The organism is Methylophaga sp. UBA2689, from assembly GCA_002354555.1.
Classification (GTDB): domain Bacteria; phylum Pseudomonadota; class Gammaproteobacteria; order Nitrosococcales; family Methylophagaceae; genus Methylophaga.
In genome coordinates this window covers 1-11,739 of sequence record DELT01000056.1, presented here as the reverse complement: position 1 = coordinate 11,739, position 11,739 = coordinate 1, and the positions used below count along the sequence as shown (strand labels likewise).

The 11,739-nt window shown below is 43.6% G+C and carries 10 protein-coding genes; 6 read left to right on the top strand and 4 right to left on the bottom strand.

Going from position 1 to position 11,739, the window contains the following annotated elements:
- Positions 1-109: 109 nt before the first annotated feature.
- The 4 genes from B3M51_RS05920 to hmpA form a co-directional block, all read right to left on the bottom strand.
- Entirely contained in the window at positions 110-418 is a 309-nt protein-coding gene (locus B3M51_RS05920) for a PepSY domain-containing protein (RefSeq protein WP_292483210.1), read from the bottom strand.
- A gap of 145 nt (positions 419-563) precedes the next feature.
- On the bottom strand, positions 564-881 hold the full coding sequence (locus B3M51_RS05915; RefSeq protein ID WP_292483207.1) for a PepSY domain-containing protein: 318 nt from the start codon (positions 879-881) through the stop codon (positions 564-566).
- A gap of 69 nt (positions 882-950) precedes the next feature.
- Positions 951-1,682: an HPP family protein gene (locus tag B3M51_RS05910; RefSeq protein WP_292757539.1), complete on the bottom strand. Its 732-nt coding sequence runs from the start codon at positions 1,680-1,682 to the stop codon at positions 951-953.
- 90 nt (positions 1,683-1,772) lie between these two features.
- Positions 1,773-2,990: an NO-inducible flavohemoprotein gene (gene hmpA, locus B3M51_RS05905; protein WP_292483204.1), complete on the bottom strand. Its 1,218-nt coding sequence runs from the start codon at positions 2,988-2,990 to the stop codon at positions 1,773-1,775.
- 87 nt (positions 2,991-3,077) lie between these two features.
- On the opposite strand from hmpA, the gene B3M51_RS05900 reads away from it, so the two are divergent.
- The 6 genes from B3M51_RS05900 to gorA all read left to right on the top strand — a co-directional run bounded on the left by B3M51_RS05900 (position 3,078) and on the right by gorA (position 11,617).
- Positions 3,078-3,518: an RrF2 family transcriptional regulator gene (locus B3M51_RS05900; protein ID WP_292354334.1), complete on the top strand. Its 441-nt coding sequence runs from the start codon at positions 3,078-3,080 to the stop codon at positions 3,516-3,518.
- Positions 3,515-4,075, top strand: coding sequence for a 5-formyltetrahydrofolate cyclo-ligase (locus B3M51_RS05895; RefSeq protein ID WP_292483202.1), 561 nt, complete (start codon positions 3,515-3,517; stop codon positions 4,073-4,075). The genes B3M51_RS05900 and B3M51_RS05895 overlap by 4 nt, the downstream gene beginning before the upstream one ends.
- 271 nt (positions 4,076-4,346) lie before the next feature.
- Positions 4,347-7,316, top strand: coding sequence for a hybrid sensor histidine kinase/response regulator (locus B3M51_RS05890; RefSeq protein WP_292483200.1), 2,970 nt, complete (start codon positions 4,347-4,349; stop codon positions 7,314-7,316).
- An 11-nt stretch (positions 7,317-7,327) separates the two neighbouring features.
- Entirely contained in the window at positions 7,328-9,526 is a 2,199-nt protein-coding gene (locus B3M51_RS05885) for an EAL domain-containing protein (RefSeq protein ID WP_292757536.1), read from the top strand.
- Positions 9,527-9,648: 122 nt separating this feature from the next.
- Positions 9,649-10,170, top strand: a complete 522-nt coding sequence (locus B3M51_RS05880; protein ID WP_292483195.1) for a peroxiredoxin — start codon at positions 9,649-9,651, stop codon at positions 10,168-10,170.
- Between the two features lie 91 nt (positions 10,171-10,261).
- Complete coding sequence (gene gorA / locus B3M51_RS05875) at positions 10,262-11,617, top strand: glutathione-disulfide reductase (RefSeq protein ID WP_292483193.1); 1,356 nt, start codon at positions 10,262-10,264, stop codon at positions 11,615-11,617.
- The last annotated feature ends 122 nt before the right edge of the window (positions 11,618-11,739 follow it).

Genomic DNA, 11,739 nt, shown 5'->3' with positions numbered 1-11,739 from the left:
CGCGCACCTCCCTGGCGCGCCGGCATACAGTCCATCCGTGGACATAAGTGGCGCTTTTTCAGCTCACAACAGAGGCGGAGATCAAAGATCAAAAAGCCCTAAAAATCCTTTAGAACAAGTCCCAATCTCGACTGACTTTTCTGACCTCACCGGTTTCTGCATTGATATAAACACCCCATTCCTTGCCATCTTTACCTAGCACTTCAATTTCATAGTCCCAGCCTCCAACAAAAGAGCGATTATCCAAATCAATATCATCAATGATGCCTGGTTTGGCTTCTAACGCAATTGATTTTGCTTCATCAACACCAATCAAACCTAACTGTTCACTTTTTGCATTCATCTCATTTATATCGTCTGCTAAAACTGGAAAGTTTAAAGCAGAGCCAGCTAACGTAATCAGTATGAATTTTTTCATTTTTTTCCTCTTTTTAATTTATATTAATCAATGGTATTCAATAAAAATTAAATCAAACTGAATGCTTAAAATTAATTTTTAGCTTTTACAAAAAAACGGCCCGCCAAAGGCGAGCCGCTGCTTTTTACGCTAGGATAAAACCCTATTAGTCACGGTCTACTTTACGGAGCTCACCGGTTTTGGCATGAACATCAATATCCCATTCAGTACCATCTTCCTGAACAACTTCGACTTCGTATTCCCAACCACCGCCGTTATCAATATCATCTAACTCAATATCAGTAACCACGCCAGACTTTTCTTTCAGTGCGATATTTTTAGCTTCGTCAGCACTTATTAAACCGAATTTTTCCGCTTGCATCTGCATAGTAGCCATATCATCATCTGCCATAACGTTCGCTGCAGAGAATGTGAACGCTGACGCAAGGAATGTAACTAAAGTAAGTTTATTTAAGTTTTTCATTTTTGGTACTCCTTTCCGATTAAGGTGTGCCCACTTTACAAAACCAAACTTAAATCAAACTGAATAAAATTAATTATTCATTTTCTGTTTTAAATGTCTTTTCTCTGCGTGCTCTGAAGCAAACTCATATAAATCAACTAGGTCTGTTTCTGAGACATCAATAACGGCCTCCATTTGGGAAAGCGCCCAGTGAAAATCCTCTTCATTTAATAGCGTTGTCTTATCTTTCTGCTTTATGAATTGATCATGGTGTTTATGATGGTTATCACGGTGCGGATAATGACGGCCTGGCAACAGATTATTAATCAGTAAAGACAAAATAAGCAGGCTGCCAGCGTTAATGGTGACAACAGCATAAACAAAAAACCATGCAATGCTGCTGTGCTCCGGTATGCCGATAACCGCAATCATGGCTGTAGCGGCAGCGGGCGGATGAAGGGCATGCAGAAAATGCATTAAAAACACCGACAAGCCCACCGCTGTGGCAGTGGCCAACACCGGCTCAGCTATCCAATAGTTACAACTCACCCCCATTACAGCAGCAATCAAATGACCTGCCATTAACGGCCAGGGTTGAGCCATTGGACTATGCGGCACTACAAATAATAAGAATGTAGAGGCGCCCATTGATGCAAGCACCAGCAACTCCATTTCCATTGTCATTTGTAATTGACTGATGAGGGTCATCAGCAGCCAAATTGCCGTAAATGCTCCTAAACTGGCATTTAGTTTTTCTTTAAGTTTTGGGTGAGTTTGTAATAAACGGTGCTGCCATCTTTGCAGCCTGTCGGATAGCTTCATTGCTTGGTCATGTTCTATGTTGGATTAATAATCCCGCTTAGAGGCTTCATTACCATTAAAGCGGATACCTACTGAATAAATATCAGGGTTTCAGTCTGTTAAGGATTGGGAAGGCCCGAAAAATTCTGCAGCTATTGATGAACTATCAACGCCACGCTCTTTTAATATGGTCATTGTGGTTTGTATCATTGCGGCAGGACCGCACAGGTAATAATTCGCTTCAGGCTCTGGTACTAAGCGCTCCAGCAACGCTTTGTCTATATAGCCTTCACTGTCGATCAAATACTGGGATTGAAAGCCGGTAGATTGGCTTAAACGAATGTGCCATTGGAAATTTGGATAGGTATGCGCTAGCACTGAGAGTTCTTCATAAAATGGAAGAACGTTATTGTTTCTGGCTAATTGAATCAAAGTAAATGAGCGCTCTGGTTCATGGGCTAAGCCAGAGTGCAGCATTGCAAGTAAAGGCGTTATTCCCACTCCACCAGCAATAAACACCAATGGCCTATTGACCGCTTCGGGCAGCCTTAATATGAAATTTCCAATAGGGGGTGCCAGCAGCAGTTGTTCACCTACCTGCACGTTATCATGCAGTCTGTTTGAGACTACCCCGCCAGGATGATCTGGTAACTCACCAGCATGTTTTTTGACGCTGATTCGAAAGTAATCTTCTCTCGGAGCAGAAGACAAACTATAATTCCGCATCGTCTGGCTACCGTCGGCCAGTTGAACTTTCAGCGTAATATATTGCCCCGGCAGATAAGCCTTTAACGGCTTATTATCAGTCGGTCGCAGATAGAAAGAAGTAATGTTGCTGCTTTCTGAGTGACGTCGAATCAGGGTGAAAGCCTTAAATCCATTCCAGCCATGTTTGCTCTGCTGTTGCTGATATAAATCATCTTCTCTGTCGATAAAAATACCGGCTAACACACCATAAGCCTCTGTCCAGCTCTCAATCACCTTAGCAGGTGCCGCTTCGCCGAGAACTTCACGCAGCGTTAATAACAAATTATTTCCTACGATGGGGTAATGCTCAGGTTTTATCCCCAGAGAAACATGTTTATGAAAAATAACCTCGAACGCTTGTCGCAATTCGCTGGGGTTATCAATGTGCCGGGCATACGCACAGATGGTGGTAGCCAAAGCGTGTTGCTGGGCACCTGATTGTTGATGTGCTGGATTGAAAAAAACGTTTACTTCCGGATTATTACGGAACATATTTTTGTAAAAACAGTCTGCTAATTGTTCGCCATGCTGCTCCAGTAAAGGCACGGTTTGACGAATAATATCGAAAGTTTCAGGCTTCATTGCCAAACTCCTATTAGCTAAACAGGCATTTTACATACCTATTTAAAAACACATAGTATTGGTCCACCTTTTAGGAGTCAACGAATAATGCAACTTACAACGCATACCGATTATGCGCTTCGATTACTGGTCTATCTTGCAATACATCATGGTAAGCAAGCTGCAACTATTCAGGATGCGGCGACACGATTCGGCATTTCATCCAATCACCTTGCAAAAGTCGCTCAAACGCTGGTTCAGCATGGTTATATTGTGAGCCATCGAGGTCGTGGGGGTGGCTTGAAACTGGCTTTACCAATCAATGATATCGGTATAGGAAAACTGGTACGGAAAACTGAAAACCTGCAATTACTTCCCTGTTTCGGTGATGAAATCGCTTGTCCGATTCAACCTGCCTGCATTTTGAGAAATGCTCTTCATAAAGCTCAGGCCGCCTTCCTGAACGTACTGGACGATTACACACTCGCCGATGTGGTATTCAATAAGGACAGACTGCAGGAATTGTTGGAAATACCGGAATCTGCATGACTACCTGGCAAGAATGGCGCAATAAACAACGCTATCGGTTAACGCAACAGCGTTTAGACATTGCCAATGATCTTCGCCTGATTCATCAGGTAGCTTTATTTGATAACTTACAGACAATTATTGACCCCTTGCCCAAGGGCACAATTGGCTTTTACTGGCCGGTTCGCGGTGAAATAGATTGCCGGGATTTCATTTGTGGTCTTATCGAGCAAGGGTGGCAAGCCGCCTTGCCAAAGATTATTGGCACTAAAGAGGCTTTAGAATTTCGGCAATGGCGTCCGGAATCCATTATGCAGGCTGAAGTCTGGGACATTCCGGTGCCTCAAAATACCGCCATCGTGGAGCCAGACGTACTGATCATTCCATTGGTTGGATTTGATACTGATTTACATCGCTTAGGTAATGGGGGTGGCTTTTATGATCGTACTCTTGCCAAACCTGTAAAACCGTTCAGTATTGGTATTGGTTTCCAATGGATGTTGCTCGACAGCATTGAAGCTCAGCCACATGATGTGCCGATGGATAGAATTGTTACAGAAGAAAAAATCTTTCCATAAGACTTTCTGCTTTGCTTTTGGCTTGTTTAGAATAACTACAAAAACGTCTGGAGTGTTTTTGAGCGTTAGCCCAATAGGGTTGAAGTACTTGGATGTATCTCACAAACTTTACTCATCGTTACCTTAATTTATGCTTTTTCAGCTCACTCCAGTGGTAGTGATGAATAATAAACAGACCATAAAACATGTGACGTTGAACGTTATTAACGTATATTCGTAGATTAATTGCTTTTTCATCACCCAGCGCTGGATGACTGGAGTCATCTATTTTATGAGTCAGAATCTTAGCCGTTTTTTAAACAGTTCGATATTTGATGGACTGCTTTTTCTTTTGTTGATTCTGGTGTTATTTGCGGATCGTTTCACGGCCCCGGGTTTTGCGCACGGTATTCTATATGCCCCCATCCTTATGCTGGCTAATGCTGGCGGCAGTCTCCGCCGATTAAGCATAACGTTTTTGCTCAGTTTACTATTCGTCTGGTGGGGCATAGTGATCATGCCGGAGGGTCAGCAGACCATTTTACAAACTCAGTTTGTCGCAAACCGGACGTTGGCATCATTGGCATTAATGGCGATTTTTCTACTTAGTCGCTATACCATTCGTTCACACCAACAACAGACTAAAAATCAACAACAACTCAAACTTGCTGCAGACATCGCGAAACTGGGTTATTGGCAGCTGGATAAAACGGGACTTATCCAACTAAGCGCAGAAGCAGCCATTCTGTTAAATCAAAAATACCCCTGCCAGCTTTCACAGAAGCAATTTGTTTCCCTGTTTAAAGATAATCAACAAGCAGCGTTGAATCAGGCGATAAATGCCACGCTGAACTCTAAACATCCGCTTGATGGTGAATTCTCACTCGCCCTTAAGAACGACCCTGGACGGCTCCGAATAATGGCCTATCCAGACCAGCATTTACCTTTTCAGGTGCAGGGTGTCATCCAGGATGTGCATGATCGTAAACTGGTAGAAGCCAATCTTATCGAAGAACAGCGGCGTTCTCACTATATGGCTGAAACAACGCTCCAGTTTATGTGGACGGTGACAGCGGAAGGGATGCTTGACTCAGTTTCCCGTTTTGCCATTGAATTTTTTGGCAAACCAGAATCCTATATTCTCAACAACTGGTTTGAACTGGTGCACCCGGATGATCAGACAGCAGCGCGTGAACGATGGTCTCAATCAATGAGAACAGGTATTGCCTATTCTGATGAGTTTCGATTGCGGCGGTTTGATGATGAATATATGTGGTTTCTGGCTCAAGCCAGTGCGATTCGCAATGAACAGGGAAAAATCACAAAATGGTACGGATCGAGTATCAATATCCATCAAACCAAACTATTGCAACAACAGAGTGAAGCCCTATCACAGCAACTGCAGAACACGCTGGACAGTATCACCGATGCCTTTTTCACCTTAAGTACTGATTTGCAGTTTAACTATGTGAATAATCAGGCGGTGGCTTTATTTAATATTCCCCATTCACAATTGCTGGATCACAAAGGTATCGAAAATACTGATATTGACCCAGGCGGTTCGCTGGTAAAAAAATTGTCATTGGCACTCTTGCAGCAACAGGTGATGTCCTTTGAACATCTGTACGAAGCAAAACAGTTATGGCTGGATATCAGGATTTACCCTTCAACAAAAGGTCTTACTGTATATCTGCGCGATATTACTCGACAACGTCGGGAAGCTGAAGAACTAAAGTTATTAAGAAGTGCGGTATCACAACTTAACGATGTGGTGATTATTACTGAAGCCTCACGTTTTGCCCAAGAAATGGCAAATATCGTTTTTGTGAACAATGCATTTGAACGGATAACCGGTTACAGCCGTCAGGAAGTTATCGGCAAAAGCCTGAAAATTTTGCATGGCCCAAAAACCGAAAAAAAAGAACTTCAAAAAATAAAAGCGGCTTACAGTACCTGGCAGCCATTTCGCGCTCAATTAACCCAGTACCATAAAAGTGGTCGTGAAATCGTGCTGGAGCTGAACAGTGTTCCCATTGGCCTGACTGCTGGCTGGTATACCCACTGGGTTTCAGTTGAGCGCGATATTACTGAAGAAAGGCATTTACAGAAACAATTACAATTGGCACAGCGGATGGAAGCCATTGGGCAGTTAACCGGGGGGATTGCCCATGATTTTAATAACTTATTGACCGTTATTACCGGGAATACCGAGATATTGATCGATGAGCTGACCGATAAACCCGCTTTGCAGCCTCTGGCAAAACTTATCAGCAGTGCCGCCGATCGAGGTGCGCGCTTAACCAGTAATCTACTGGCTTTTGCCAGACGCCAGCCATTATCCCCAGAAGCAGTTAATATCAACATGTTGATACGTAATATTGAGGCTTTATTACGAAGCTCTTTAGGCCAAAAATACGAATTGGATCTGAACCTTAATAGCGATATCTGGCCAGTTATGATTGATCCCGTTCAACTGGAGAGCAGTTTATTAAATCTGACCATTAATGCTCGGGATGCCATGCCTGAGGGTGGCAAACTAATGATCAGCACTGAACGATTTACCCTGCTCAACCATCAACAAACCTCACCAAACGAACTTGAGGCAGGTGAATACGTCAAAATTGATGTCATGGATAATGGCGAAGGTATTTCTCAGGATTTGCTGGACAAGGTATTTGAACCTTTTTTCACCACAAAGCCCGCAGGAAAAGGCAGTGGTCTGGGATTAAGCATGGTATTTGGTTTCATCAAACAGTCTGGCGGTCATATCCAGGTACAGTCTGAGCCCGGTCGGGGAACACGATTCCAGTTGTTTCTTCCTCATAATGAAATGGTGTCGCCAGCACCCGTTTTGCAGCAGATTGATTCTCCGACAACAGTACATCATTCCACACAAACCATTTTGGTTGTAGAAGACAATGATCTGGTCAGACATTATGCTATTTCACAGCTGCGGGATGCAGGTTATCAGGTGCTTGCAGCAGCCGATGGCCATCAGGCTTTAAACTGGCTTGCGTCGGCACAGCAAATTGATTTACTGTTCACTGACATGCTTATGCCCGGCGGTATAAGCGGACATGAACTGGCAAAACAGGCAAAACAGCTTCGACAAACACTTCCCGTGCTATATACCTCGGGTTACACGGAGAAAGTATTGACTGACGAAGAAAAACAAAATGGCAGTATTCCAATTTTAAATAAGCCATATCATCGTGCAGCACTTTTGAACAGAGTTGCACAAATGCTGACCTACAAAACCTGAGAGATTAATAAATGTCGGATCATAAACTGTTGATACTGGATGACGACGAACTGACCGGAGAGACCATCCGTAATGTTGCCGAATACGCCGGTATGTCAGTGAAAGTGACCACTAATGCAATAAGTTTTTTCAGTTTACTCAATGAGTGGCAGCCTACCCATATTGCGCTAGACCTGATCATGCCCGATATGGATGGGGTAGAAGTTCTGGGGGCTCTGGGAGAGCAACTGGTTACTGCAAAAATCATTATTACCAGCGGGGTTGGCCATCAGGTGTTACAGGCCGCCGCCCGGTCAGCGGCGGCTCATGGATTAAACATTGTCGGGATTTTACCAAAACCCTTTAATCCAAAAGCTTTCCGTGAAATGATTGATTTGCCATCACTTAATCCTACCGATTTGCTTGATGGCCATCATCTGCAATCATCTGCCAGTGTCCCCGCGATTACAGCCGCAGATGTGGCTCAAGCAATTACCAACCGGGAAATTACCTTGGCGTATCAACCCAAAGTGGACTGCACCAGTGGTGACTTAATGGGTTTTGAGGCGCTGGCTCGCTGGAATCATGCGGAATATGGATTTATTGCTCCGGATGTGTTTATAGCCATTGCCGAGCAGAACAATCTGATTGATGATTTAACCATACTGGTTTTCGAACAAGCATTACCCTGGTTTAGGCAGTTTTGCCAGCAACAACGAGTAAACCCGGTGACACCTCAGTCTCATAAACTTCTTTGCTCGATGAATATTTCTGCATTATCACTTCGTAACCTGACGCTGTTTAATCAGATTGAAGCATTATGTGACGCTCATGAAGTAAAACTGCACACCATTATGCTTGAGCTCACAGAGACCGGTGCAATGGATGATCCCGTTGCCTCTCTGGATATTCTGACCCGTTTAAGAATGAAAGGATTTCAACTTTCCATTGATGACTTTGGAACGGGTTTTTCGTCGATGTTGCAACTGGTACGAATGCCGTTCTCTGAAGTAAAAGTCGATAAATCGTTTGTGATGACGGCACAACAGTCACGAGAATCAAGACTTGTCATTCAGGCGATTATCGAACTGGCCCACAGTCTGGATATGAAAGTAATCGCTGAAGGCATTGAAGACTATGCCACGTTACAGTTCCTGCAACAGCAAGGTTGTGATAAAGCCCAGGGATTTTTTATTGGCAGACCGGTCCCCGCCGATCAGGTTAACCAGTGGCTGCAACAGCGCAAACTGGCACTGGAACACCAGCGGCTAAAAGCGCTTGAATCATTGAAAATTATGGACACCCCTGCTGAACAGCGATTTGATCGAATTACCCGTTTAGCAAAACGCATGTTCGATGTACCGATCGCGCTGATTACCTTACTGGATGAAGAAAGACAGTGGTTTAAATCAAAATTTGGTTTAGATGCCTCTGAAACTCCTCGAGAACAGGCTTTTTGCAACTATACGATCGAGCAGGAAAAAAGCTTTATTGTGAATGATGCAACCATTGATGTTCGTTTTAATGATAATCCTTTGGTATTGAATGCTCCTTTTATAAGGTTTTATGCCGGTTTTCCGATCCGGGCACCCGGTGGCGAAAGATTGGGGGCGTTATGTCTGATTGATCATAAACCACGATATATCAGTGAACGGGATTCACGATTATTAGGTGAACTCGCGTTGATGGTAGAAGAAGAAATCGCCACCAATCAGCTGCTTTGTGAAGATCATTTAACGGGTTTGCTCAATAGAAGAGGTTTTGAATTTCGGGCCAATCATATTCTACAAATGTGCCGAAACCAGGGCTGTGAAGCGTCGCTGATCTATTTTGATCTGGATAACTTCAAACAAATCAATGATAGTCATAGTCATCAAGCTGGCGATAATGCCTTACTGCAATTTTCAACGTTACTAAACAATACCTTTCGTGATTCAGATTTAATCGGTCGTATTGGGGGAGATGAATTTGTCGTGTTGATGGTCAATCAGAACGATACTGATCAAACCGCCATTCTGCAGCGGCTTTCCAACACGGTAGACTCCTACAACCAGTCCATCCATAGTGATATTCGCTTACATTACAGCTTTGGTATCACGACCACGAAAGCATTAAGCGATTACGATTTACAACAACTTTACACGCTGGCTGACGAAGCAATGTATAGAAACAAGCGTAGTGGACAACAACTGAATATGGCGATTGATATCAATAGTCAGTCGCAGGATTAATCGTTTTTCCCGATTAAAAAAACCGGAATAACTTGTTTTATTAATCGTAAGTGTTCCGCTACACTGCTCGCAACTGAATAAATGTTCAGGATACAACACCCCCAAAAAAGGAGATTAACAACATGACTCAACGAGTACCTAATGTCGTTTTTAAAACCCGTGTAAGAGATGAAAGCATCGGGGGCGACAACCCTTTCCGTTGGCAGGATGTCACGACTGATGAAATTTTCAAAGGTAAAAGCGTCATCGTCTTTGCTCTGCCTGGTGCGTTTACCCCGACCTGTTCAAGTACTCACTTGCCAGGTTACGAAGAACACTATGATGAGCTTAAGGCAAAAGGCATTGATGAAGTTTATTGCCTGTCCGTTAATGATGCTTTCACTATGTTCCAATGGGGCAAGCGTCAGGAAGTGAATAAAGTTAAATTGCTGCCAGATGGTAATGGTGAATTTACGCGTGGCATGAACATGCTGGTGAAAAAAGAAAATCTGGGTTTTGGTGAGCGTTCATGGCGTTATTCAATGCATGTGGTTGATGGTGAAGTGAAAAAACTTTTTGCTGAGCCAGGTCAGATGGACAACTGCCCTGATGATCCATTTGAAGTAAGCGGCGTCGATACCATGCTGGATTATTTGAACAAATAATAATGCTGCATTAGCCATAATACACCGGACCTGTGGCCATTCAGGTCCGGTATTTTTTTGTAAAGTTCAGTGGCGCACAGGAGTTTTTTAGATGCAATACGATTACGATTTATTTGTTATTGGTGCCGGTTCAGGTGGCGTTCGAGCCAGCCGTATGGCGGCATCATATGGTGCAAAAGTCGCAGTATGCGAAGATCGTTATCTGGGCGGCACCTGCGTAAACGTTGGGTGTGTACCTAAAAAACTCTATGTTTATGCTTCTGAATATTCTGCCCATTTTAACGATGCCAAAGGCTTTGGTTGGAAAGTCAGTAAACCGGCTTTTGACTGGGCAACATTGCGTGATAACAAAACGGATGAAATCAGTCGTTTAAATGGTGTCTATGAAGGCATTCTGGATCGTGCCGGCGTCGAGATTATCGATGGCAGAGGCAAAATCATCGATGCTCATACGGTGGAAGTAAATGGTAAACAATTCACCACAGAACGAATTTTGATTGCCACCGGCGGCTGGCCATTTATCCCGGATATTCCCGGTAAAACCCATGCTGTAGATTCCAATGGAATATTTGATTTGGCAGAATTCCCTAAACGTCTGGCGGTTGTGGGCGGGGGGTATATTGCCGTGGAGTTTGCAGGTATCTTTCATGGCTTAGGGTCCCAAGTCACACAAATTGTCCGTGGTGGCGGATTACTGAACGGTTTTGATAAAGAGACGGCTGAATTTGCTGCAGAGCAGATTCAACAAAATGGTGTGCATATTCACTTTAATACCGAAGTGAAATCAATTAAGAAACAAAAAGATGACAGTTTATATTTAACCATGTCGGATGGTCATCATTTAACGGTTGATGCTGTGTTATTTGCCACCGGCAGAAAACCACACCTGGATGGGTTAGGACTCGAAAATGTTGATATTAAGCTTGGTAAAAGCGGACATATCGATGTGAATACAACCTTTCAGACGTCCGAGCCCAGTATTTACGCCTTGGGCGATGTAACAGGTGGTATTGAACTGACACCTGTGGCGTTAGCCGAGGGGATGGCACTGGCTGGCTATCTGTTTGATAAGCAACCTTGTAAAGTGGATTACAGCAATATTGCCACCACAGTGTTTTGTCAGCCCAATATCGGTACTGTCGGTATGACGGAAGAACAGGCACGTAAGGAATATTCAAATGTATTGAAATTTCGCTCAAACTTTCGTGCGATGAAACATACCCTGGGTGGCTCGCAGGAACGTACTTTAATGAAATTGCTGGTCGACGGTAATACTGATAAAGTTTTAGGGGCACACATGGTGGGAGACTCGGCAGGGGAAATTATGCAGGGCATAGCCATCGCGATTAAATGCGGTGCCACCAAAACGGATTTTGATGCGACGATTGGCATTCACCCAACGGCTGCGGAAGAATTTGTCACCATGCGCACTCCTATAAGTGATTGATCAGGAAAATCCTGAGTCTTTTCGGGTGTATCACTGAGGTTTAAGTTGTTTGAACACGCTAATCTATACCTAAGTCAGCAAAAGCTGATATCAAATTTTAGGAGAATGATTATGTGGACTAA